This window comes from Peptoniphilus sp. (assembly GCF_034090345.1).
Classification (GTDB): Bacteria; Bacillota; Clostridia; order Tissierellales; family Peptoniphilaceae; genus Peptoniphilus.
This window is the reverse complement of the sequence record NZ_JAXDSS010000007.1, coordinates 1-25,089: the sequence shown is the minus strand read 5'-3', so window position 1 is coordinate 25,089 and position 25,089 is coordinate 1. Positions and strand designations below refer to the sequence as shown.

18 protein-coding genes are annotated in these 25,089 nt (G+C 31.0%); 12 read left to right on the top strand and 6 right to left on the bottom strand.

Going from position 1 to position 25,089, the window contains the following annotated elements:
* The first annotated feature begins 2 nt into the window (after window positions 1-2).
* The 3 genes from SOR77_RS00335 (at window position 3) to SOR77_RS00325 (ending at window position 2,111) form a co-directional block, all read left to right on the top strand.
* Window positions 3-839 carry an aromatic amino acid transport family protein gene (locus SOR77_RS00335; protein ID WP_320635233.1) on the top strand — a complete coding sequence of 279 codons (837 nt, stop codon included), beginning with the start codon at window positions 3-5 and terminating at the stop codon, window positions 837-839.
* Window positions 839-1,225 (top strand): aromatic amino acid transport family protein, encoded by a 387-nt coding sequence (locus tag SOR77_RS00330; protein WP_320635232.1) that lies wholly within the window; start codon window positions 839-841, stop codon window positions 1,223-1,225. Before SOR77_RS00335 ends, SOR77_RS00330 begins: the two co-directional genes overlap by 1 nt.
* A gap of 76 nt (window positions 1,226-1,301) precedes the next feature.
* Window positions 1,302-2,111, top strand: coding sequence for a carbon-nitrogen hydrolase family protein (locus SOR77_RS00325; RefSeq protein ID WP_320635231.1), 810 nt, complete (start codon window positions 1,302-1,304; stop codon window positions 2,109-2,111).
* Between the two features lie 503 nt (window positions 2,112-2,614).
* On the opposite strand, the gene SOR77_RS00320 is transcribed toward SOR77_RS00325, so the two are convergent.
* Window positions 2,615-4,567 (bottom strand): YcdB/YcdC domain-containing protein, encoded by a 1,953-nt coding sequence (locus SOR77_RS00320; RefSeq protein ID WP_320635230.1) that lies wholly within the window; start codon window positions 4,565-4,567, stop codon window positions 2,615-2,617.
* 80 nt (window positions 4,568-4,647) lie between these two features.
* On the opposite strand from SOR77_RS00320, the gene SOR77_RS00315 reads away from it, so the two are divergent.
* On the top strand, window positions 4,648-6,243 hold the full coding sequence (locus tag SOR77_RS00315) for an ABC-F family ATP-binding cassette domain-containing protein (RefSeq protein WP_320635229.1): 1,596 nt from the start codon (window positions 4,648-4,650) through the stop codon (window positions 6,241-6,243).
* Window positions 6,244-6,279: 36 nt separating this feature from the next.
* On the opposite strand, the gene SOR77_RS00310 is transcribed toward SOR77_RS00315, so the two are convergent.
* The 4 genes from SOR77_RS00310 to SOR77_RS00295 form a co-directional block, all read right to left on the bottom strand.
* Window positions 6,280-6,702, bottom strand: a complete 423-nt coding sequence (locus SOR77_RS00310) for a hypothetical protein (RefSeq protein ID WP_320635228.1) — start codon at window positions 6,700-6,702, stop codon at window positions 6,280-6,282.
* Window positions 6,703-6,744: 42 nt separating this feature from the next.
* Window positions 6,745-8,073: a magnesium transporter gene (gene mgtE, locus SOR77_RS00305; RefSeq protein WP_320635227.1), complete on the bottom strand. Its 1,329-nt coding sequence runs from the start codon at window positions 8,071-8,073 to the stop codon at window positions 6,745-6,747.
* A gap of 280 nt (window positions 8,074-8,353) precedes the next feature.
* Window positions 8,354-9,775, bottom strand: coding sequence for a beta-Ala-His dipeptidase (pepD, locus tag SOR77_RS00300; protein WP_320635226.1), 1,422 nt, complete (start codon window positions 9,773-9,775; stop codon window positions 8,354-8,356).
* Between the two features lie 2 nt (window positions 9,776-9,777).
* Window positions 9,778-10,431 (bottom strand): TetR/AcrR family transcriptional regulator, encoded by a 654-nt coding sequence (locus tag SOR77_RS00295; protein WP_320635225.1) that lies wholly within the window; start codon window positions 10,429-10,431, stop codon window positions 9,778-9,780.
* A gap of 87 nt (window positions 10,432-10,518) precedes the next feature.
* Between SOR77_RS00295 and SOR77_RS00290 the strand changes: the two genes are divergently transcribed.
* The 3 genes from SOR77_RS00290 (at window position 10,519) to SOR77_RS00280 (ending at window position 13,894) form a co-directional block, all read left to right on the top strand.
* A complete protein-coding gene (locus tag SOR77_RS00290) occupies window positions 10,519-11,928 on the top strand; it encodes a YfcC family protein (RefSeq protein ID WP_320635224.1) in 1,410 nt (469 codons plus the stop codon).
* Window positions 11,929-11,931: 3 nt separating this feature from the next.
* A complete protein-coding gene (locus tag SOR77_RS00285; RefSeq protein WP_320635223.1) occupies window positions 11,932-12,810 on the top strand; it encodes a DMT family transporter in 879 nt (292 codons plus the stop codon).
* Window positions 12,811-12,946: 136 nt separating this feature from the next.
* Window positions 12,947-13,894: a hypothetical protein gene (locus SOR77_RS00280; RefSeq protein WP_320635222.1), complete on the top strand. Its 948-nt coding sequence runs from the start codon at window positions 12,947-12,949 to the stop codon at window positions 13,892-13,894.
* A gap of 116 nt (window positions 13,895-14,010) precedes the next feature.
* On the opposite strand, the gene SOR77_RS00275 is transcribed toward SOR77_RS00280, so the two are convergent.
* Entirely contained in the window at window positions 14,011-16,032 is a 2,022-nt protein-coding gene (locus SOR77_RS00275) for a urocanate hydratase (protein WP_320635221.1), read from the bottom strand.
* A 204-nt stretch (window positions 16,033-16,236) separates the two neighbouring features.
* Here SOR77_RS00275 and hutI point away from each other — a divergent pair, with 204 nt between their 5' ends.
* The 5 genes from hutI (at window position 16,237) to SOR77_RS00250 (ending at window position 24,990) form a co-directional block, all read left to right on the top strand.
* Window positions 16,237-17,502 carry an imidazolonepropionase gene (hutI, locus tag SOR77_RS00270; protein WP_320635220.1) on the top strand — a complete coding sequence of 422 codons (1,266 nt, stop codon included), beginning with the start codon at window positions 16,237-16,239 and terminating at the stop codon, window positions 17,500-17,502.
* 144 nt (window positions 17,503-17,646) lie between these two features.
* The gene (locus SOR77_RS00265; RefSeq protein WP_320635219.1) at window positions 17,647-18,585 is read left to right on the top strand and encodes a hypothetical protein; all 939 of its coding nucleotides are present in this window, start codon (window positions 17,647-17,649) and stop codon (window positions 18,583-18,585) included.
* 14 nt (window positions 18,586-18,599) lie between these two features.
* Entirely contained in the window at window positions 18,600-21,641 is a 3,042-nt protein-coding gene (locus SOR77_RS00260) for an AAA family ATPase (RefSeq protein ID WP_320635218.1), read from the top strand.
* A gap of 10 nt (window positions 21,642-21,651) precedes the next feature.
* Window positions 21,652-23,010 (top strand): methylaspartate mutase accessory protein GlmL, encoded by a 1,359-nt coding sequence (glmL, locus tag SOR77_RS00255; RefSeq protein WP_320635217.1) that lies wholly within the window; start codon window positions 21,652-21,654, stop codon window positions 23,008-23,010.
* Between the two features lie 225 nt (window positions 23,011-23,235).
* Complete coding sequence (locus SOR77_RS00250; protein ID WP_320635216.1) at window positions 23,236-24,990, top strand: urocanate hydratase; 1,755 nt, start codon at window positions 23,236-23,238, stop codon at window positions 24,988-24,990.
* Window positions 24,991-25,089: the final 99 nt, after the last annotated feature.

Below are 25,089 nucleotides of genomic sequence, written 5' to 3'. Positions count from 1 at the left end.
ATATGGAAAATAGAAATACTCAATACGAAGAAGGGGCTCTAAAGATTCAAAAACTTACTTCAGCAGAAGTTATTTTTCAAGTTGTAGGTTGCGGCATAGGTTCGGGAGCGCTTGGGACTGCTTATGCTGCAAGAAAAGGTGGTTTTCCGGTAATAGCTATATGGTTGTTATTATCTGGTTTATTAACTTTATTTTCTATGTATTACGCTGCTGAAGCTACATTAAGAACAAGAAAAATGATTCAGTTACCTGGACTTGCTGAAAAATATGTTGGTCCGGCAGCAAGAGTTTTAATATTTTTGGCAGTGGTGAAAAATTCATTTTCATGTTTAATAGCCTACTTTAATGGAAGTGGAAGTATAATATCTAAATTAATAGGAGTACCGCAAATTGTTGGAACTTTTATATTTTTAATTCCATCATCAATAGTTGTATACATTGGATTAAAAGCTGTAGGAGTTGCAGGAAAATATATGTCATATCTAATGATAGTTTTAATCCTGGTTTTAATAAGTGCAAGTTTTGTAAGTCAAAATGCAGAGTTATCAAGACTGTTTGAATCTAATTGGGACTATGCAATTCCTATTTTCAACGTTGCGGCTTTTAGTTATATCGGACAATATTTAGTTCCGGACTTAGCCAGAGGGTTAGCACATGACCCCAAAAAACTTGCTCCTTCACTTTTGTTAGGGCAAATAATAGTGGCAATATTATTGATTTTGATCCCTTTGGGAACTTTCTTAGTTTCTCCGTCTAATAATATAGAACAAGTAGCAACTATAACATGGGGAAAGGCAATAGGAAATTGGGCATTTGTGAGTGCAACTTATTTGCATTGATGGCAATATTTACATCTTTTACTCCAATAACACAGACATTAATATCAAATATAGTGGACTTTTTTCATTTCAAAAGTGATTCAGATCCTAAGACGAGAATAATGTTGATGATAATCTGCCTAGGTATACTACTATTTTTAACCGTTACAGGTATGGTAGGATTTGTTGATGCAATATATTTTTCCGGAACTTTTGCAGCAGCAATTATGGCTATTTTACCAATATTTATGGTTAATAGTGCTAGAAAAAATGGAGAGATTAAACCGGAGTGGAGTGCAGGTAAATTAGCATCTAAACCGGTACAAGCAACTATAATAATAGTTTATGGGGGGACTGTAATATACCATATACTAGGAACTATAGGATTACTTCCTGCAGGATGGTAAGAAAATATTAAAATTTAATTTATAATGTTATTATACTTTGTATTATAACTAAAAATTTATTTTGATAGGAGATTTTATGACAAGAAATTTTAAAATTGCACAAGGGCAATTTAAATTATTCAATAAAGAAACCGAAAAAAATTTGGGAAAAATTAAAGAACTCACTATCAGAGCGAGTAATAAAAATTGTAAGCTGATAATGTTTCCTGAATATTCATATACAGGTTATATAGGTTCAAAAATAGAATTACAGAAAATAGCAGAAACTAAAAATGATTTTTTTGTATCAGAAATGAGACGTTTAGCAAGAGAAAATAAAATTTATATATATGCAGGTTATCCGGAATTAGATGAAATAATTCCTGGTAAGATATACAATTCTGCTATATTTGTAAATGATGAAGGAAATATTATAAGTAATATGAGAAAAGTCTATTTGTGGAGAAAAGAAAAAAACATCTATTGTTCCGGAGATAAATTTCCTGTAGTAAAAACTAAATTTGGCAATGTAGGCTTGCAGATTTGTTATGATATAGAATTTCCAGAACCTTCGAGAATACAAATGCTTAAAGGAGCTGAAATAATATTGAATATATCTTATTGGTCAATGAAAGCAAAAGATAGATGGTATTTAGATCTACAAGGGAATGCTCTTTATAACTTGATATTTATTGCCGGAGTTAATGCAATAGATGAAAATTTATGCGGCAGTTCAATGATTGTAGGCCCGGATGGTTCAATTGTAAATAAGGCATCTGAAACAGAGGAAGAACTTCTAATAACGGAAGTAGATTTAGATTATGTCATTGAAATGAGAGCTAATTTACCATATATTAATGATTTTAAGAAAGAAACTTTTAATATGGACGCTGTAAATAAATATTAAGGGGATGTTGTAAAAGTCTTAAAATCAAAAAAAGATAAAGAAACTAATAATGGGATCTAAAGATGCGGATGTTATATCAGATACATTAAGAAATATTCATATCTGTTTTAAGACTGTGTAAAATTTTGTGTATGGAACCCTCCTGATTAGAATAGACAAAAACTAATTAGGAGGGAATTTATGCCGAGTGAGACCGGAATTAAGAGGTGTCAAAATAGCGAAAATGTTAATTGAAGAATATCAACCGTAAAATGTACAAGATATTAAACAAGCATTAAAAGAATTTTTGGCAACTACAATTGTGTGTAAGTTCTTGGAAGAATAATTGTTAAGAACTATCCACATATTTCAAATATCCGGTAGGTATAAGAAAGTTAATATATACGCCATGGAAAACTTCAATAGACAACTAAAAAAGCAATCAATAATAAAGCTATATTTCCAAACTATTATACCTCGTAAAAAGCTTGGATTTAGGTTGATACACAAAATTATTTACAGATTTATATTTTTCTATTTTTTATAACAGCATTATATATGAGATGAAGTATTTCATCTGCACTTATATTTTGATTTTGAAAAGATTCATTTTTATCATATATGCCTTTTGATTTAGCTATATAATAATATGCTAAATATTCTTTTTCTATGCTATCATAATCCTTAAAAATTGTTTTATCCCAAATTTCAGTTGCATTTTTAAAGTCATTAATACCTTTAAAGTTTAGAATCCATTTTATTGCATTTTTATAAGTTAAGCTGTTTTCTAAGTCACTTTCTTTTAAGTCTTCATATTGAGATGGAATAAATGAGTAATCGATGTATTTTGTTGCTCCGGAGTCTATTGATTCCATAAACGTTATAAATTCTTTGATTGTAATGCTTTTTTGTAAATCTTTTAAATTGTAAAATCCAATACCAAGGTCCGTTAACATGGTTATTTCATCTTTATATTTTGATTTTTCCGAATTTTCATAATTTATTTCTGGATTTTGAATTTCATCACCAACGATTGAGATAGGTGTACCATCACTTGCTCTTAAAATAGGAGTACCATCTTTATATGAGTAAATTAAAGTTGGTTTACTTCCAACATATCTATAACTTAAACTAAAATCATTCATAGCAAATTCTTTAGCTTTTTCTAAATTTATGATATTAGATTTAGAAGGGAATTTAGCGTTTGAGAAATTAGTTTTATAATAGAAAATTTTTTTACTTGAATTATCCACTAAAATAGTAATTCCTTCAGAGTAAACAGCAATATTATTTTCGATTCTAGGATATAAAATGGTGGTTGTTCCGTTAGAAGTTGAAGTAACAGGGTTATTTTCATCTATATTTTTAGCGTGTTTAAAATTCTTTAGAAATTTAGAAGCTAAATTAATTGCTTCTTTTTCTGAAAGTTTAGAATCATTATCAGCATTCATTGTATACTCATTAAAGGATAATAGACTTAGGTCTTTTGCATCAATGCTTACACTAAAAGATCTTATAGAACTATCTTTAGGCGTAGAATAGTAGAAAAGATAGTAGTATTTTTTATTTTTATCCAGCATAAGTTGTTTGGAATCAAGCTTTAAATCTTTAGTATCAAAGTTTTTTTCTATGAAAGATTGAACTTCTTTTTCAGATCTTAAATTTTTAATTTTCTCAATTTCAGTTATCTCAATATCGCTTAACTCTGAAGCAGCATCGGTTTTTGATGATTCTTTAGGAGCAGTAGTATAAATTGTTATTGGATTAGCGGTTGTAGCATCTAAAGGCTTTGTATCTAATAAGTGAGTATAGACAAGCGTACCGATTTGATTTTTTTCATCTCCGGTAACTAAATAAGAAAGCCTTAAAGGATTTGTATTTTCGACGTTTGAAAATATATTTTTCTTTGGAAGCGCCTTTTCAAGTTTTGGAAAGTTCTCATCTTTAAATTTTGCACTTGAATTTGTTCTATCGAAAGAATATACAGACTTATTATTAAAAAGCACATCTACAGTTATGTTGTCATTAGAGACGATAGTATCATTTACATACCTATTAAAATACAAAGTAGAGATTCCATTTTTTGCATAGGTTTGCATGCTACTTAGTCTATATTGTTTAACTAGCTTAGAGTCTAATTTATTCATAAAATCTGTTGCTATTTTTATAGTTTCTTCTTTTGTTAAAAATTCAAATTCATCATTATTATCAGAATAATTTACATGGTATCTGAATATATTTCCCGATACGTCTGTGCTGACATTGTATTGTGTATCATTATTTTTCCAATGATAGTCTAATGTTTTAAAAGAGCCACCATCGTCATAAGAATTTTCTGATGTAGTTATATTGAATTCAGTGGCATCTGTTATCCCAAAAATCTTTTTTATTTTTAGAATTTCTTTTGAGTTAGGTGTTGCATAAATGTAATTTGTAAATAAGAGTACTATTAATAATGAACTGATTATTTTTTTCATATCTTCCCTCCTTGGATTGAGTATATCATTTTTTTCAGAACTATGCTATAATACACGCGACAAGCGATTGGAGGAATAGAATGATTTCAGTAAATAATGTCAGTGTAATTTTCCCGGATAAAAAACTATTTGATGATGTGAACCTATCTTTCACACCTGGGAATTGTTATGGAATAATTGGAGCAAACGGAGCAGGAAAGTCAACATTTTTAAAAATACTTTCCGGAGAAAAAGAACCATCAACTGGGAATGTGTCAATAGATAAAGAATCCAGAATGAGTAAACTAAACCAAGACCACTACGCTTTTGAAGATGAGGTAGTTATTGATACAGTGGTAATGGGAAATAAAAAACTTTATGACATAGGTAAAGAGAAAGATGCCATTTATATGAAAGAAGATTTTTCAGACGAGGATGGTATAAGAGCCGGAGAACTTGAAGCCGAATTTGCAGAGATGGGAGGCTATGAAGCAGAGTCGGAAGCAGCTTCTCTTTTACAGGGACTCGGGATTACAACAGATAAACACAGTTTAAAAATGAGCGAACTTATTGAGGCGGATAAGGTTAAAGTATTACTTGCACAAGCTCTTTTTGGGAATCCTGATATTTTGCTTTTGGACGAGCCCACTAACGGTATTGATTTAAGAGCGATAATGTGGCTTGAAGATTTCTTATCTAATTTTAATGGGGTTGTCATCGTAGTTTCTCACGATAGATACTTCTTAAATAATGTGTGTACACATATGGTTGATATAGACTTTGGTAGAATTCAAGTTACGGTTGGTAACTATGATTTTTGGTATGAATCTTCTCAACTTGCTCAAAAAATGGCTAAGGAACAAAATAGAAAGAAAGAAGATAAGATTAAAGAACTTCAAGAATTTATTGCAAGGTTTTCAGCTAATAAATCCAAATCTCGTCAAGCAACTTCAAGGAAGAAGCTTCTTGACAAGATAACTTTGGACGATATAAAACCATCAAGCCGTAGATATCCTTTTGTTGGGTTTGATTTAACTCGTGAAGTTGGAAACGAAATATTAAATATAGACAATTTAACTTTAAAAGAAGGGGATAAGATACTTCTTGACAACATGAGTATGAGAGTTAATAAGGGTGATAAAATAGGTTTTATAGGAAATGAAATTGCAATAACAAAGTTCTTTGAAGCGATAGAGGCAAAAACTGATTATGAAGGTCAAATTGAGTGGGGACAAACTATAACTCACACATATTTTCCTAAAGATAATACAGAATACTTCGAGAACTCAGAACTTAACCTTATAGATTGGATGAGACAGTTCTCAGAAGAACAATCAGAAATATATTTAAGAGGATTTTTAGGTAAGATGCTATTCTCCGGAGATGAAGTGCTTAAAAAAGCAAATGTACTTTCTGGAGGAGAAAAAGTTAGAATGATGTTTTCAAGAATGATGATAAGGCCTGCTAACTTATTAATTTTTGACCAACCTACCAACCATCTTGATCTTGAAAGTATTGAAGCTGTAAACAATGGACTCATAAACTTTAAATCTAATATATTATTTACATCATTAGACCATCAATTTATCTCATCTGTTGCAAATAGAATAGTTGAAATATTTGATGATGGAACATACAGAGATGTCCCTATGACTTACGATGAATATATAGAAAAATACGTTGTAGCAGAAAAATAGAATTAGAAAGAAGACTCGTAAAAAATGAGTCTTCTTTTAAATTTCAGATTTTAAATTATCAATTATTTTTTCAATTTGGACTATTCCGTTTTCAACTTGTGACAATGACTCATTTATTTTTGTCTGAACTAAATAATCTGCAATAATACCATCGAAAAAATAATCTGCAAATGTGAGAAATGAATCGGGAATTATATTGATTCCAATTATATCATTTACATCAGCAAGTTCAGATTTTAAATTTTGAACAGCATAGCGAGTTTTTCTAAGTTCTTCTTCAGCATCATTAATTTTGCTATGTTTTATAAATGTACTTATCATTCCACCTCCAAACATATCAAAATATCCCCAATTTTTAGCACTTTTAAATAAATCTCTCGCACTGTATAAGTGAGATAAAACTTTTTCTGAAGCTTCAATAGCTTCTTTTATTTCCTTTTCTCTATTGTAATTATCCATAGACAACTCCTTTTTTTATAAATAATACAAAGATAGTTAATTTTAAAGATTGATAAGTTTGCTTGCAACTTCAAAGTAGATTAAAAGTGCAACAGTATCTACTATTGTAGTAATTATAGGACCCGCCATAACTGTAGGGTCGATTTTAAATTTATCAGCTATAAGCGGAAGCATACCACCAATAACTTTTGATATCATAACAGTAATTAAAAGGGTAATAGAAACTGTAAGCATGACTTGTGTTGAAACAGAATCCATAAAGAAAATTCTCAGGATATTTATAAATACAAGAGCAATACCAACATAAAATCCAATTTTCAATTCTTTTAACATGACTTTTAAAATAGTATGATAATCCACTTCTCCAATATATAAAGCACGTATAACGGTTGTAGAAGCTTGGCTCCCTGCATTTCCACCACTATCCATAAGCATAGGGATATATGCTGCCAATACCACACTGGTAGCTAATGTACTTTCATATCTTTTGATTATAAAACCGGTCATAGTTGCAGTTATGAGGCAAATAATAAGCCAAGTTATTCTATTTTTAGCAATTTTTAAATTTGAAACTTCCATGTAAGAATCATCATCTATATCAGTTATACCGTGAATATTTGAAATGTCTTCATTGTACTCATCAACCATGACATCAATAGCCCATTCGGCAGGAACTGTTCCGATTAACCTATTTTCTGAATCAACTACTGGTATTTCAGATAGATCATATCTGAAAGCCAATTTGGCAACAATTTCTTGATCATCATAAGCGCTGACAGTTTTATTGATAGGATGTAAAATAAATTCAACATTTTTTTCCACATTTCTAAGAAGATCTGCCAAATAAACAAACCCCTTTAGCTTTAAAGAATTATCAGTAATCCAGATTTGTTCAAGTTTATTTGCATCCAAATCAGAAGTGACCACTTTATTAAGTATATCTTTAATGCTGCGAGAAATTTTTGCAGACATGAAGTTAACAGACATTATAGATCCGACACTTTCATCAGGATATCCTAAAAGCTCATTTATAATTGGTCTACGACCTTCTTCGATAAAGTGGTTCATAAGTTTTCCAACCATGTTTGCAGGTAATTCTTGAAGAGTATCAACCAATTCATCTTCATCCAACTCTTTAATGAGTTCCATTATATTTTCTCTTGATAGAGTTTTTATAATGTCGACTTTTTTAGAACTACTTAGCAAAGCAAAAGTATCAGCTAATAAATCTTTGTTGAGAAGCTTTATTCTTATAGCTATTTCATACGGAGATAGAATTTCGAAAATTTCAGCTAAATCAACAGGGTCCATTAAATTAATAGATTTTTGTAATTCCTTAATTTCATCAATATCATATTTTTCTCTGTTCATAAAACCTCCTTTAATTTAAAAATATAAAATTATCACTTTTTAGGTGTTAAAATATTTTGCAGTTGAAGATTCATGAAATCAGATTTTAACTTAATAAAAAACTGTGCATAAAAAAGAAATCATGTAACTGCAATAAATATTTTTATCCGACCTATCACAACTATCCATGATTTCACCTCCATTAATGATATTTATAACCTACTACAAATAATAGAGGTTTGTCAACTAATGTAGTAGGTTAACTATTATATTAATTTATAAAATTTTAGATGTTAAAGAATTATTCAAATTTTGCAGATTCTAACAATTTTATTAAAGCTTGATATACATATTCAGCAGAAGAAATACTAAAAGATTCACTAGGGGAATGGAAGTCTTTAGCATTTGGCCCTATTGAAATAATATCAGTAAAGCCTTTTTCAGCAAAGAATCCGCACTCAAGACCGGCATGAACAGCTTCTATTCGAGGTTTATTTCCACTCAATTCGGAATAAGTTTGGCATATTAAATCTCTCAAATCAGACTCTTTTTGATATTTCCAAGCGAAGTATTTTCCCCAAATATCATATTTTAAATTAAACTGTTGAGCTAGTATTTCTAACAAGTCAGTAATTCTAGTTAACTTTGAATTGTAGTTTGAACGGATATCTACAATGACAACCAGAGTGTCATCTTTGATATAAATTTCTCCAAGGTTTGAAGAAGTGTCTACTATGTGTTTGAAGATACTACTCATTTCAAATACACCGTTTGGAACAGTAAGAGAGTATTTAATCAAATCTTCAAAAGAATTATCATCAATGTAATTTCCATCAGATGCACATTCGCTGAACTTAATATCGAGCTCATGGAAATTTACATATTCATCTTTAATAATAGTCAAAAATTCAGAAATTTTTTGTTTAATGTTTTCAAGTTGTCTCTCATCAAATAAAATTATGCTTCTAGCAGTTCTGGGAATTGCCAATCTATAACTACCCCCGGAAACGTAATTTAATTTTACATCGTATTTTCTAAGTTCTTTTAAAAGTCTAAATAGCAAAATATTTGCATTACCTCTACCGTTGCCTATATCTTCACCTGAGTGACCCCCCATAAGTCCTGACAAGACAATTTCAAAAGACTTTAAGTTTTTACTTGGAATTAAATTAAATTTGTGAGTTGCAGTAAAGGTTATTCCACCGGCTGATGCACATAAAATTGATGAATCATCACAGTGGTCTATGTTTATTAGTTTTTTAGCACTTAATATAGAAGGGTCTAAATTTTCAACACCACTAAAATCTTCTTCCTCGGCAGTCGTAAATATTGCTTCAAGTTTAGGATGTTTTAAGTTTTTATCTGAAAGAATAGAAAGTATTAACGACATTCCAAGACCGTCATCAGCGCCGAGAGTTGTCATACCATGAGTTGAAACCGTATCACCGTCAATAAAATATTTAATTGGGTCAGTTAGAAAATCATGTTCGACATCTTCAGCTTTTTCACAAACCATATCTGAATGTGATTGCAAGGCGATAGGTTGGTAATTTTCATAGCCGACTGAAGCCGGTTTTTTTATTATTACATTGTTGAATTCATCGCACATTACATCAAGTTGATGCTTATTTGCCCAATTCACGAGATATTCGGCAATTTTTTCTTCGTGATGACTTGGGCGAGGTATTTTTGTTATTAGGTCGAATTCTTCTAAAAATTTCATAATTACTCCTTAATTGTAAGTTCTAATAAAGTTTTCAAGAATGATAAAAACTTTTCTGAGTGCTCTACTAAGCTTATATTTTTATCAACTACTATGTCATATAGATAACTGGAATGTATCCTAACTACAGTGTGAATAAGAAAGTTTAGTTTTTCTCTACTGATATTGTATTTTTCACAAAAGACTTTTGTAACTTCATAGTCTCTGTTTAAAATAGAACCATTTTTAATCATATTTAGGACATCTATATCATCAAAACCATCTAAAGATTCAGGATAAATCTCATAGTATTTTGAAAGAATTGAATGTAGATTTTTTGAATAGACACCATAGAAAATATTGAAGTACACGTCAGGTTTTGAGAATGAATATTTGTTAAACACTTCATAAACTTTAATATACCTTTGTAGCGGGTCTCTTATATTTTTAGTTTGTTCCTTTAATTCAATTATATATTCTTTTAAATAATCTATTGAAGAATATATTAAAAGTTCATCTAAATTTTGGAAATAGTTATACATTGTAGCACTATTGTATCCGGAAACATCAGCAATTTTCCTAATTGTTATATTGTCCAATCCATATTCATCGATTAGTTCTTTTGCAGAAGTTATAAATACATCCATAACTCTTTTTTCACGAATAGAAATTTTCATCAGTTCACCTCATTAATACTTGACAAAGTAAGATATTCTAATCATAATTATATTATAATCATGATTAGAAATCAAGGAGGCGTAAAAATGGAAAATAAGAAACAACGTAAGTTCAAATTTAAAGCTCCGGATGCATTAGCTCTAATAGCTATATTAGTGATAGTAGCGGCAATTTCGACTTACATTTTACCAACAGGACAATTCGACAGAATAGTGGATCCTGTAAGCGAAAGTGAAATAGTTGACCCAAATAGTTTTCATTCTATTGAAAAAAGTCCGGTTTCTATTGCTGATGTTTTGCAATCAATACCAAGAGGACTCAATGAGTCTGCAGAAATTATTAACTTTTTATTTATAATAGGAGGTACTTTTGGAGTATTAAAGGGGACAGGAGCCTTAGATGCACTTTTAAAATTTGCTTTAATAAAATTAAAAGGACGAGAAAGAATGGTCATACCGGTAGTGTTGATGTTTTGGGGATTGGGAGGAGCTATAATTGGGAATTTTGAAGAGTGTTTAGCGTTTTTGCCTCTGCAAATAACTCTCTGTTTAGCTTTGGGATTTGACTCAATAACAGGTGTAGCACTCGGAATGTTGGGTGTAGGTGTAGGATACATAGGAGCAATTTTAAATCCATTCACTGTTGCAACTGCACAAAAAATAGCTAATGTTGAAATGTTCAGTGGTATGCATATGAGGGTAGTAGCTTTTACGCTATTAATACTTGCCACAATAATATATGTATACATTTATGCAGGAAAGATATTAAAAGATCCTACAAAGAGTTTGGTATATGAAAGTGATAAGAACAGTCCATATAGAGAAGCTGATTTGTTAAGTGAAGATGTAGAATTTACAACAAGACATAAATTTGCAATAGCAACTTTTATACTTGGAATTGTATTCTTAGTATATGGTGTTATAACTTATGGATTTTATTTGACAGAAATAGCCGGAGTATTTATGGCAGTTACTGTAATATGCGGGTTTGCAGGTGGACTTACTATAAATGAAATGGTAGATAATTTTGTAAAAGGCGCAGGGAATCTTTTATATCCGGCATTATGCGTTGGATTTGCAAGAGCTATAACAGTAATTATGCAAGACGGTAATATATTAGATGTAATAGTTTATTACATGTCTAGATTAGTAGTAGGTCTTCCTTTACAATTGAGTGCAATAGGAATGTTTATACTACAATCAATTATAAATGTGTTTATTCCATCAGGAACGGGGCAAGCAGTTGTAAGTATGCCTATAATGACTCCGCTTGCAGACGTAATAGGACTCACACGACAAACAGCAGTATTGGCATTTCAATTTGGAGATGGTATAACAAACTTAGTAACACCTACAGCAGGAGATTTAATGGCAGCTCTTGCAATAGGGGGAATTTCCTATGGAAAATGGATGAAATGGATATGGAAGTTGTTACTTGTATGGTACTTAATTTGTAGTGGAGTATTAGTTGTAGCAACTATGATAGGATATGTATAAACCTTGAATAATAAAGTATTGAACAACGGAATAGCCCATGCCATTTTATCGGCTATTATATTTGGGCTCATGCCATTATTTACTCAGTTACTATATAAAATGGGAGCCAATTCTGTAAGTTCAGCATTTTACAGAATGGTTCCCGCAACCATAGTGTTATACTTCTTTATAAAGTTTAAAGAAAAAAAAGATTTAAAAATTAATAAAGATGAAGCTAAAGGTTTATGTCTTGCAGCTCTTGGATTTTCACTAACTAGCATAACACTGTTTTCGTCATATGAATATATAAATTCAGGAGCTGCAACAACTATTCACTTTGCATATCCAATAGTTATTTTTATTGCGGTGAATTTCATAAAGAAATACAGACCAAAAGCGACAGAAGTAATATGCGTTGTGCTTGTTGCTATGGGAATTATTCTAATAATGAATATGGATTCTTCTAATGAACTGAATTTAAAAGGCGTTTTCTTTGCTGTTTTATCAGCGCTGACATATTCATTTTATTCGATTTATTTGGAAATGAAGAATTTAATTAAAATAGGCCCGACAAAGTTGTTATTCTATTTAAATTTATTTTCAGTTATAGTAGTAATTATATATAGCTTGATAACAAAAACTGAAATTTATCTTGGATTTAAAGGGATAGAATGGATTCTTCCAATTATATATTCCTTCATAATAACATTTGGGGCAGCATTTTTATATCAAAGTGCAATAGTGAAAATAGGCGCTGATAAGACGTCTATATTGAGTACGCTTGAGCCTATAACAAGTTTAATAGTAGGTATAGTGGTATTAAAAGAGGAAATAGTATTGGCACAAATAATAGGCGTTGTGTTAATATTGGTTGCAACGACAAAGCTTGTAAACCGAAAATAAGTATATAAAGTAAGATGGCACTACATTTTAAAGACATCTTTTTAGGAAATGAATAGTCAAAAAAACATCATTTTTAAATCCACGTTAGTATAAACTCTTCAAGTCATGTTGATATAAATTTAAGATAGGAGTAGTTATGTTAAAAAAAATTATTTCGGTTATGTTTTTAGTTATATTTTTTAATACAAATGTAGAGTCGAAGGTTATCAACGTAACGGTTCCAAAATATAATGTAACTGTTAATAGTGTAGTTATGGATAAAGAAAAAAATAAGTATCCACCGCTTTCATATAATGGGATAACTTATTTTCCTATGACTTATGATAATGCAATGGCATTAGGTATTTTAATTAATTGGAATAATGCAGAAAGAACTTTATATCTTGATAGGGGAGCTGGATTTGGGAATATCCCGATAAAGCCTTTTGATAGTGAAAAGGAAAATGGAAAATTGTATTCGGTTAAAACAATTCCTTTTGATGTGGTGATAAATGGGAAGAAAATTGATAAAAAGGAATTAAAAAAGTATCCACTATTTGTATTTAGAGATATTACTTATCTACCAATGACATGGAGTATATTTCACGATGAATTAGACTATGATGTTAGTTTTAATCATAAGGATGGACTTGTGATGAAAGCAGCATTACGTCATATGTCATTTCCAACGACTGGGATGGAAGAAATAGTTTTTGATGGGGGACGTGTATCTTATACTTCACAAGAACCATTGGCTAACTATAGTATTATAATTTCTGGGGAAAATGGTGAACTTAATTTAGGTAAAGAAATTAGAAGCAAATATTTCAAAAACTTTAGAAATTTTCAACCACCGGGAGTTTTAGGGCATTATCTTTTAAATCCTGACAAGAGAGTAGAAACCAAACCTTATGTAAAGGGATATATTTTATATATGCCATTTGGGTATGCATCAGATTTCAATGTCAGCTCAGATGGCGGAACACTTACATTAAATTCAAATAAAGTACGTAATGTGATTTTAAAATACAATGTAAATACGGGAGCTTTTATTGGAGAAGATGAAGTTGATAAGGATACGGTAAATAAAATATATAAAAATTAAAATGAGATAAAAAAGTAAGCTTATAATTATTTGCTTACTTTTTTGATTGAAGATAAAAATAATTAGCTCTCCACTTGGGAGAGCTTAAAAATATAAAATTAATTCAAATAAATTTATTAGAATAATTTTGCAACTGCGTTTTTAACTAATTCTTCGTCAGCTACATAAGGAATAGTGATGTGTCCGTCTTCGTGTTTTTGGTTGAATTCGATAGAAGTTGACATAGCATTTTCATTTCTTGCCCAGTTTCTTCTAGCAACTCCACCCATAACGTCCCAAGAAAGTGATAGTTTGATTATTTCATCAACTCTTTCTGAACCGTCAAGAACAAGTCCGAATCCACCGTTAACACTCTTACCGATACCAACTCCACCCCCATTGTGAAGAGCTATTAAACTCATACCACGAGCTGCGTTTCCTGCAAAACATTGAGCAGCCATGTCATAGCATACGTTGGAACCGTCTTTAATGTTAGAAGTTTCTCTGAATGGAGAGTCAGTACCACTTACATCATGGTGGTCACGACCCATCATAACAGGACCGATTTTTCCTTCTCTTACAAGTTTGTTGAATGCAAGAGCGATGTTAACTCTTCCTTCTTCGTCTTGGTATAGAATTCTTGCTTCAGTACCGACAACTAATTGGTTCTTTTCAGCATCTTTAATCCAGTTGTAGTTATCTCTATCTTGGTATCTTCTTGTTGGGTCGATAGCTTCCATAGCAGCTCTATCAGTAGCAACTAAGTCTTCGTGTTTACCTGATAGACATACCCATCTGAAAGGTCCGTATCCATAGTCAAATAGAAGAGGTCCCATTATATCTTCTACATAACTTGGCCAAATAAATCCGTCTTTATCGTCAACGCCATTCTTAGAAATTTCTTTAACACCGGCGTCAAAAATTGATTTCATAAATGAGTTACCATAATCGAAGAAGTAAGTTCCCTTAGCTACAAGAGCTTTGATAACTTCGTAGTGAGCCTTTAGTGTATCATCAACCATTTCTTTGAATTTATCGTGTTCTTCAGCAAGCATTCTTGTTCTTTCTTCAAAGCTTATTCCAACCGGACAGTATCCACCGTCATATACGTTGTGACAAGAAGTTTGGTCAGAAAGAAGGTCAATGTGAATATTGTTGTCATTCATGTAGTGTAGCAAGTCTACAATGTTTCCATGATAAGCAATACTCATAGCTTCTTTTTTATCTAAATATTCTTTAGCTATAGCACAAGCTTCTTCTGGAGTTTCAGCAAGTTTAGAAATCCATCCTTGTTCAAGTCTTGTTTCAATTCTTGAAATATCAACTTCAGCTACAATAGCTACTGCATTAGCGATTTCTCCGGCTTTACCTTGAGCTCCACTCATTCCCCCAAGACCACTAGTTACAAACAGTTTTCCTGAAAGATCATCTTCTGCCTTAAGACCTAATTTAAGTCTTCCTGCGTTAAGAATAGTGTTGAAAGTTCCGTGAACGATTCCTTGAGGTCCGATGTACATCCAACCACCGGCAGTCATTTGTCCGTAGTTTGTTACTCCCATTTGTTCAGCAACTTCCCAATCTTCATGGTTGTCATAAAGACCAACCAAAAGACCGTTAGTTATGATAACTCTTGGAGAGTTTTTGCGAGATTTGAAAAGCCCTAATGGGTGACCACTTTCCATAACTAATGTTTGTTCATCAGTCATTTCCTCTAAGTATTTCATAATTAGTCTGTATTGCATCCAATCGTGACATACAGAACCGGTTTCTCCATAAGTTACTAATTCGTATGGATAAAGAGCAACTGCAAAGTCTAAGTTATTGTCAATCATAACTTGCATTGCTTTACCTTCTAAACAATTTCCTTTATATTCATCAATTGGCTTTCCGTAAAGTCTTCCTTCTGGTCTAAATCTGTATCCATAGATTCTTCCTCTTGTCTTAAGTTCTTCTAAGAATTCAGGAACAAGTTCTTCGTGGAATTTTTCAGGGATATATCTTAGAGCATTTTTTAAAGCTATTTCAGTTTGAGCTTGAGTAAGTCTAAATCCTCTGTCCGGTGCACGACGAATACCTTCTTCGAACTTAGGCATTTCTGGAAGTTCATCGAATTCTAATTTAATTTTCATTGATTCTGCTATTTGTTTATTATTTATCATGTTGCCTCCTCATAATTAATTATTTAACTTTTTATATATCATAAATCGTATCCGTCTTAAAAAAGTCAATTAATTAGACGTAACATAATTTACTTTTTTTTAAAATATGGGTATATTTTAAATTGAAAAGTCTAGGATTTGACACTAATTAGATTAAATTAGACTAAAGTAGATACAGTTAATAGATGAAAAATAGGAGGAATTATGGCAGCGAATAGAGTTTTATATAATTTAAACGAAGTTTTTTGTCCGAATGATTTAGGACGTCCACTAAGAGGCGCTGAAATGAATGAGGCTAAAATTTTAAAGAATGCATACATTGCAATAAAAGATGGAAAAATTTTAAAGGTTGGAGAAGGGGAAGTTCCTGAAGATTTAATAGATGATTCAACAGAGATGGTTAATTTAGAAGGTAAAATTGCAACGCCTGGTCTAATTGATTGTCATACACATCTTGTATATGGTGGAAGCCGTGAACACGAATTTTCTAAAAAATTAAACGGTATGAGTTATCTTGATATACTAGCAGAAGGTGGTGGAATTCTTTCAACACAAAAGGCTACAAGAGAAGCAAGTTTTGAAGAATTATATGATAAGACAGAAAAGTTAGCAAATCATATGATGTATCATGGAGTAACTACAATAGAAGCTAAGAGTGGATATGGACTTTATTGGGATACGGAAAAAAGACAAATGGAAGTTGTAAAAAAATTAGATGAAAATCTTCCGGTAGATTTTATTTCAACTTTTATGGCAGCACATGCTATACCTGAAGAATGTAAGGAAAATCCGGATGAGTTTATAGATCAAGTAATTGACATGCTACCAAAAGTTAAGGAAGAAAACTTAGCTGAATTTGTGGATATATTCTGCGAAAAGGGAGTATTTAATGCAGCACAATCAAGAAAATTGCTTACTGCAGCAAAAGAGCAAGGATTTAAAACGAGAATTCACGCGGATGAAATAGAATCAATAGGTGGTTCAAGCGTGGCAGCTGAAGTAAAGACTGTAAGTGCGGAACACTTGATGATGATAACTGATGAAGATATTAAGAAGCTTGCTGAAGCTAATGTAATAGGGAACTTATTACCGGCCACAACTTTTTCTTTAATAGAAGACACTTATGCGCCGGCTAAAAAAATGCTTGAAGCGGGTATGGCAATAACTCTTACTACAGACTCTAATCCAGGCTCTTGTCCAACGGCAAACTTACAATTTGCAATGCAATTAGGTTGCCTATATATGAGACTTACACCTGTGGAAGTATTTAATGCTGTAACAATCAACGCTGCATATTCAGTGGCAAGGGGGGATAGTATAGGTTCATTTGACGAAGGTAAAAAAGCTGATATAACTGTTTTTGATGCAAAGAACTTAGACTATACTATGTACTTCTTTGCAACTAACTTAGTTTCTCAAGTATACAAGAATGGTGAGTTGGTAGTAAAAGATAGACAACTTGTTAAATAACAAAATTTAAATATGATTTATTATGGTGGGCAGAATTTGCTCATCATTTTTTTATAGTTAAAATCAAATTTGAAATTAACGATAAATTAACATAAAGTTTTTAAAATTAACGGTAACAAACAATGAATGTTAGAGGGTGGAAATATGAGTAATATGTTAGTTTATATCAATGAAAATAATATTTATATACAAGAGGGAGAAAAAACAAGGAAGTTAATTTCATTGGAAGAATATAATTTTGAATTACAAAAACGAAGGAATGAATTAAATGAAAAATATAAGACTGTAAATGTAGATAACTATCTTTATTTATGGAATTTTATTTTATTTAATAATTTAAGTAATTATTTAATTGATACTTATAAAAATAGTGAATCAAGTACAATACTATTTGAAGAGAAACTTAGAAGAGAAGGTAAACAAATTATAAAATTAATGGGGACGATAGAAATTCAAGATATTTTAGGGAATATAATAATTTGCATGATAAATTCTGAAGATTATTTGCAAGGAGACATAAAGATTGATTATACTAGTGAAGTACCTAGGGAAAGTAAAAAGGTGTTAAATTTAGATTTGAATTACATATTTAATTACACACCAAATAGTTTAAAAGAGATTATAGAGAAATTAAAAGTTGATTTAGTTGCATTTAAATATTTTGGAAAATCTCAAGTTAATAAAAATGGAAAATTTATATTACCAATTTATGTTGATGAAGAAACACTTAATAAGAAAGGTATAGATTATAGTGAATATTTAATAAACTGGGCATCACTTGCTTATTTAAAGATGTTGACTAAAATACATGACTTCTTTTTAGATTATTATAAATATGATGGGAAAGAAGGTTTAGTTAATGATGACATAATGTTGGCGTTAATTTATTTAACAGATTATGAAGTAAAAGATTACCCAACAGGTTTACAAAAATCAATAGAAGTTGGCAGGTCAACAAAGGGAAAGTGCTACTTTATAGATTCGATTGTAGTGCCTATGGCTATAGAACAAGATTTGGCTATAGTATTTCAAGCGAAAGATGTATATTGCGTAGTTACTAAAACATTGAGATTGCTCCAATAAGATTAGGAGGTTACATGATAGATTGTAATTTTTTTGGGTTGCCAATTATATACGAGGATGGAGAAGCAATAATTCTTCCGATGAGCAAAGTCAGTGCATTATTATACTATGTATTGATTAAAAAAGCAGTTAGTAGAGAAGAACTAAGTGGGATGTTTTGGGCAGATTCTAGTGAACATAAAGCTAGAACAAGTCTTAGAAATGCACTACATAAAATAAGACATCTGTTTAAGAATGAAATATTAGTGTCTAAAAATAAATCTATCATTACAGTTAACGAGGGTTTGGATATTAAAATTGACACTGAAATATTTGAAAAAGACCCTATGAATAATATTGATAAATATAGAGGAGAATTTTTAAAAGGGTTTTATTTAAAAGATGTGATTGACTTTGAAAACTGGATGTTTGAGCTAAGAGAGTTTTATAGTGAAACTTTTATTGATGTAATTCTCAAAAAGATGGAACAAGACTTTAAGCATGAAAGGTATGAAGAGCTAGAACAAAGTTCAAGAAAATTATTAAAACTTGATAAGTACAATGAAGAGGCATATTTGTATTTATTTAAATCTTATCAAGTGAATGAGAGAATTGACAAGATAATAAATAGTTATTATGAATTGCAAGATTTATTAGAAAGTGATTTAGGGGTTCAACCAAATGAGGAAATAACAAAAATATATAGAGGTGCTTTGAGTTTTATAAATAAGGCAAAATCTAAAAATTTAGATAGTGACAAGATTTTTTTTGGAAGAAATTATGACAAAGAAATAATCCAAAAACAATTAAATTCTTTTAAAAGTGGAGAAGATTTTAAATCTATACTACTTAGCGGAGAAGCAGGAATAGGAAAGAGTTTTTTAAAGAAAGAGATAATTAATTCAAATAAAGATATCAAATTCTTTGAAGCAGATTGCTTGAAGGTTGAACAGACATTTTCTTATTCTCCTTGGATAAAGATAATTTCATTAATTGAAAATGAGTTTAATATTAATAATATAGAGAGACCTTTACTATGGACAGATTTAATAAATAACTTTTTCTTCTTAGGCAAAAATAGTTATCAACCTAAAGCTAAGATTTTAGAAAGCAAAGAAAAATTTAGTACTAATTTAGTATATAGTGCCATCGTAAATGGGATTAACAAGTTATCAGAAGATAGGAAAATTGTAATATCCATAGAAGATATTCATTGGGCTGATAGATTGAGTTTAAAACTTTTGACAAACTTATTATTAAAAAAGAATAAGAATATATTTTTACTGTTGACTAAATCTAATGAATATACGATTTGTGAAGAAGATATTATTATAACGTTAAAAGATATAAATAAATTGGAGTATATAGAGTTAGGAAGATTTACGAGAAAAGAGGTCGAAATAATATGTAAGAAAATGATAGATGCAAAAATTGAAGAATCTGAAATTGATGATATATATTTTAAATCTAAAGGGAATGCATTCTTTTTGAGCGAGTATATTCAATTATATAGCAGTAAACAAAAGAAAGTTTTAGAGGATTCTAAAATACAAGCTATACTTTTTGAAAAGTTTTCTATGCTTAAAGAAAAAGAGAGGAAAGTATTAGAAATAGCGTCTGTACTATATGAAAATATAAATGTAGAATTGATCTTTAAGGCTTTAAATCTAAATGCTTTTGAGGTTATAGACTGTATAAATTCTCTAATAAAATTGAATATATTAGAACAAAGAGAAGAAAATGGAATAACTCAAATTAGCTTTACTTATTCAGCATATAAGGACTATGTATACAACAGCATAAATGATTATTCTAGGGAAATTATGCATAATGAAATAGGTCAAATGTTAGAAAAAGATTTAGTCACAGGGAATAATACTATAAAGACTTATCTGAGACTTAAATATCATTTTGAAAGAGCCAAAAATCAAATCAAGAAATTAAAGTATGAAGTGTATATTTTAGCATATTATTTAAATTTTAATCATGAAATATTTCCGAGCTTAAATGATTGTGAATTGAGTAAACAGGTTAAATTATATATAGATAACTCTAAAGTTACAGAATTAATGGAGCGAATAGAGATAGATATATCTGAGGTAAAGATAAAAGAAAATAGCAAAGAAGAACTAAAAGACATTTTAGGATTTGAGTTACTTTTCTTATATTGTAAAGGGAGATATTTTATAAGAGAAGGGAATTATAATAGCGGCGTGAAGATAATGAATAGGGTTATTCAATTTGCCGAGTCTATGAAAAATTATAAGATTGCTTTAAATGGGCATAAACAAATGGCTATATACTCAATACAAATAATAAATCAAGAATTGATGTTAAAGCATGTAGTTGCGGGAATCGAGGTTTCAAAAGCTGTAGGTGATAATTTAGAACTTGGAATATTCTATAGACTATATGGGGTTTATTATATGAATAACGGGGAGTTTGAAAAGGCTGAAGAATTATTTTTAAAATCAATTGACACATTTGAGTATGAAGGGATTTTAGAAGGGACTAACTCAATTAGCACAGCTGCGAATTATAATTATATTGGAGAAATAAGAAGTGCTCAAGGTAAATTAGAAGAGGCAATGCAGTATTTTCAAAAATCAATTAATCTGTGTGAGAAAACAGAAGCTTCTTGTTTGTCAATTTTTTATATAAATGCAGGTAAAACTTTGTTTTTGCAAGGTGAAGTCTTTGCAATGAAAGAGTTATTTTATAAGGCGGAAAGCATAATAAAGAGATTTGATTCATATTGGAAGAAACCGGTTCTAGAAGCTTATTTGGCTCTTGTAAATTTTTTAGATGAAAAATTTAAAGAATCTTCTGAACTTCTAAAAAGCGCTTTACAAGAAGTTAAGACAATAAATAATTCAAGGGATATTGGTTATGTTTATTTTATACAAACTATAATAGGATACATAATAAAAAGAGATGAAGTCGGGTTCGATGATGATATGAAGAAAATATTAACTGAACCATATGATATATACTATTATAATGCAATAAAATATTTGGATAAGTACAGAGATACAGCGGAAGTAGAATACTTAAAGACAAATATTAAATTTGAATGAGGAGAAAAAAATGGACTGTTATCTATTAGTGGATTTTGGTAGTACGTTTACAAAGCTGACATTAGTATCGAAAGATAGGCAAGATATAATCGCTAAATCCAAGTCTTATACAACGGTAGAAACATCAGTAATCGAAGGCTATGAAAAAGCTGAATCTGAAATGTTAAAATCTTTAAAGTGTAAGGAGGATATAAATATTATAAAAACACTTTGTTGTTCATCGGCTGGAGGAGGGCTTAAAATTGTAACAATAGGCATAACTCCAAGTTATACTGTAGAGGCCACTAAAAGAGTTGTTATGGGAGCAGGTGGAAGAATAATTGAGAGTTTTAGCTACTATATAACAGATAAAGATGTAGAAACTATAAAGAAAACAGACTATGATATCATTTTATTATCTGGTGGAACAGAGGGTGGAAATCAATCATATATTTTAGCGAATGCTAAAAAATTAGCAGAGCATATGATAGAAAAGCCGATAGTGGTAGCAGGCAACTCCAATGCACGAAATGAAATAAAAAAAATATTTAAAAACTATGGCATAAAAGCGGTTTATACAGAAAATATAATGCCTGATACAGACAAAATAAATCCATATGCTGCCAAAGAAGTAATTAGAGAAATATTTATGAATTTGATAACAAAAGCAAATGGAATGAATGAAGTTGCCAGACATGTAGGAGAGATACTAATGCCTACTCCAACTGCTGTGTTAAATGCTGCAGCACTTTTGTCAAAGGGAACCGAAAAAACAAAAGGACTTGGAGAATTAATTATTGTAGATGTAGGAGGTGCAACTACAGATGTACACTCTATTTCAAATCCGATTATAGATACTTCTTATAAACAAGAGGGCCTCGAAGAAATGGTAGAAAAGAGAACTGTTGAAGGGGATCTTGGGATGAGATATTCTTCAATAGGAGTTTACCAATCAGGAAGTAAGATTTTAAAAGAAAAAGTTAATGCAAAAGAGAAATGTATTAAAAGATTTAAGCAGACTTCATTTATACCGGAAGATGAAGAGGAGAGAGAATTTGATGAATTACTCGCTTCTGAGTGCGTTGAGATAGCTGTGAAAAGGCATGCCGGGACTATTAGACAAGGATATTTGAACGGACAAAATGTGTACATTCAAAATGGAAAAGATTTGAGAAATATAAAATATATAGTTGGAACGGGAGGAGTTATAATAAATTCTGTGAACTATAGAAAAATAATTTCATCATGTATTAAAAATGAAAGCAAAAGATTAATTCCAAAGAGATCAAAAATACTATTAGATAGAGAATATATCTTATCTGCTATGGGGTTACTTAGTACAGAAGATAGTGAACTTGCGTTAAATATAATGATTAAAAATATTAATTGATAAAAATTCATTAACATATTAGGGATAGAGTAGATAATGGCTAAAAATAAAGCCGTTATCTACTTTTATATTTTAAAAGCGTTATTTATTTTTTTTGAAAAAGTTGAAAAAATATTTGAAAATAAAATCTGCATAAACGCTATATTAACGATATGCTCATATAATTAGGTTACAAGCTAAAGCAAAGCTATAAAATAATTATTTAAACTTAAGGAGGATATACAAATGAACGGAGAACATGGATTATATTACAGAGAGAACCCTGAAATACTTTACAAAGTAACAGCTCAAGGAGGCGGATTAAAGGATACTGACACTTTAAGATGTAAGGGGTGGAGACAAGAAACCATACTTAGAATGTTAGAATTTAATATGGAAAATGCTGAAATTCCGGAACTACTTGTTATCTATGGTGGCAATGGTAAGGGAGCAAGAAACTGGGAGTCTTATTGGGCAATCGTTGATGCACTGAAGAACTTAGAAGACGATGAAACATTAGTCGTTCAATCAGGTATGCCTGTTGCAATATTCAAGACACATAAAGAAGCTCCAACAGTAGTAATGGCAACTACAAATATTATGCAAGCTACTTGGGAAAGGTTCTATGATTTACAAGATAAGAACTTAACTATATTTGCTCAATATACAGCAGCTCCATGGGAATACATAGGTACACAAGGAGTTATTGAAGGAACATTTGAAACTCTATCCGCAATAGCTATTAAAGCTTTTAATGATGACTTATCAGGAAAAATTTATATGACAGCCGGTGTTGGAGGCATGGGAACAAATCAAACATGGGCTATGAAGATGCATGGCGGAGTTTGCTTGATAGTAGATGCTAATAAGAAAACTCTTGAAAAGAGAATTGAAAAAGATTACCTTGATGTAATTGCTCCATCAATGGAAGAAGCTATTAAAATGGCAAAAGACTATGCTGCGAGAAAAGAACCAATCTCAATTGGATTTGTAGGAAATGCTGCAGATGCATACGAAGAAGTTTTAAAGAGTGATTTCAGACCTGATATCTGTTCAGAAATGTGTCCGTGCCATGACCCTATTTCTTATATCCCGTCAGGATACACTCCGGAAGAAGCTGACCAACTTAGAATTGATGACAGAGAAAAATATCTTGAATTAGCAAGAGAAACTATGAAACGTCAATTAGCAGCTATGATTGCATTAAAGGCAGATGGAGTAGAAGTATTTGAGTATGGTACATCCATTAGAAAAGAATGTATGGATGCAGGCTTCCCAAGAGAAGAAGCTATGAAGATTGAAGGATTCGTAGCAGCATATTTAAGACCTCTATTCTGCGAAGGAAGAGGACCTTTCAGATGGACTTGTCTATCTCGTGACCCGGAAGATTTAAAAGTTACTGATGATATAGCACTTGAAATTTGCAAAGGTGACAAACTTGTTGAAAGATGGATTACACTTGCAAGAAAGAATTTACCAATCGAAGGCATGCCGGCGAGAGTATGTTATATGGGATTTGGCGAAAGAAAGAGATTTGGACTTGCAATTAACCAAGCTATTAGAGAAGGAAGAATTAAAGGGACGGTTGCTTTTTCAAGAGATAATTTGGACTCTGGTTCAATAGTTAATCCGACATTCGAATCGGAAAATATGCCGGATGGTGGAGATTATATCTCTGACTGGCCATATCTAAACGGTCTACTAAATTGTGCAGCAGGATGTGATTTAATCGCTATTCAAAGTAATTACTCAATGGGTGAAGCGGTTCACACTGGTGTTACTATGATAGCTGATGGTACTGAAGAAGCTGACGGAAGACTTGCAGCAGCTCTTACAGTTGACTCCGGTATAGGAGTAATACGTCATGCACAAGCCGGATATGAAACAGCTAAAGATGTTGCAAATGGAAAAGGCAAATATACTACAGACTCAATTAAAGTACCACTATGGTGGAAACCGGCTGACCAAGTAACATTTGGACCGGAAGGGATGTACAGATAATTTTGATTTAAAACATATAGAGTAGATTGATATTTTCAATCTGCTCTTTAATCCTATTAATAAAAGGAAAGATAATAATGAAAGAAAGATTTATTGATA

Coding starts and splice junctions, on each gene's coding strand:
- SOR77_RS00295 (WP_320635225.1), bottom strand. CDS start 10,431: ATGAAAATTTCTATTCGTGAAAAAAGAGTTATGGATGTATTTATAACT.
- SOR77_RS00265 (WP_320635219.1), top strand. CDS start 17,647: ATGAGTAATATGTTAGTTTATATCAATGAAAATAATATTTATATACAA.
- SOR77_RS00280 (WP_320635222.1), top strand. CDS start 12,947: ATGTTAAAAAAAATTATTTCGGTTATGTTTTTAGTTATATTTTTTAAT.
- SOR77_RS00330 (WP_320635232.1), top strand. CDS start 839: ATGGCAATATTTACATCTTTTACTCCAATAACACAGACATTAATATCA.
- SOR77_RS00320 (WP_320635230.1), bottom strand. CDS start 4,567: ATGAAAAAAATAATCAGTTCATTATTAATAGTACTCTTATTTACAAAT.
- glmL (WP_320635217.1), top strand. CDS start 21,652: ATGGACTGTTATCTATTAGTGGATTTTGGTAGTACGTTTACAAAGCTG.
- SOR77_RS00335 (WP_320635233.1), top strand. CDS start 3: ATGGAAAATAGAAATACTCAATACGAAGAAGGGGCTCTAAAGATTCAA.
- SOR77_RS00275 (WP_320635221.1), bottom strand. CDS start 16,032: ATGATAAATAATAAACAAATAGCAGAATCAATGAAAATTAAATTAGAA.
- SOR77_RS00290 (WP_320635224.1), top strand. CDS start 10,519: ATGGAAAATAAGAAACAACGTAAGTTCAAATTTAAAGCTCCGGATGCA.
- hutI (WP_320635220.1), top strand. CDS start 16,237: ATGGCAGCGAATAGAGTTTTATATAATTTAAACGAAGTTTTTTGTCCG.
- SOR77_RS00250 (WP_320635216.1), top strand. CDS start 23,236: ATGAACGGAGAACATGGATTATATTACAGAGAGAACCCTGAAATACTT.
- SOR77_RS00310 (WP_320635228.1), bottom strand. CDS start 6,702: ATGGATAATTACAATAGAGAAAAGGAAATAAAAGAAGCTATTGAAGCT.
- pepD (WP_320635226.1), bottom strand. CDS start 9,775: ATGAAATTTTTAGAAGAATTCGACCTAATAACAAAAATACCTCGCCCA.
- SOR77_RS00325 (WP_320635231.1), top strand. CDS start 1,302: ATGACAAGAAATTTTAAAATTGCACAAGGGCAATTTAAATTATTCAAT.
- SOR77_RS00315 (WP_320635229.1), top strand. CDS start 4,648: ATGATTTCAGTAAATAATGTCAGTGTAATTTTCCCGGATAAAAAACTA.
- SOR77_RS00260 (WP_320635218.1), top strand. CDS start 18,600: ATGATAGATTGTAATTTTTTTGGGTTGCCAATTATATACGAGGATGGA.
- mgtE (WP_320635227.1), bottom strand. CDS start 8,073: ATGAACAGAGAAAAATATGATATTGATGAAATTAAGGAATTACAAAAA.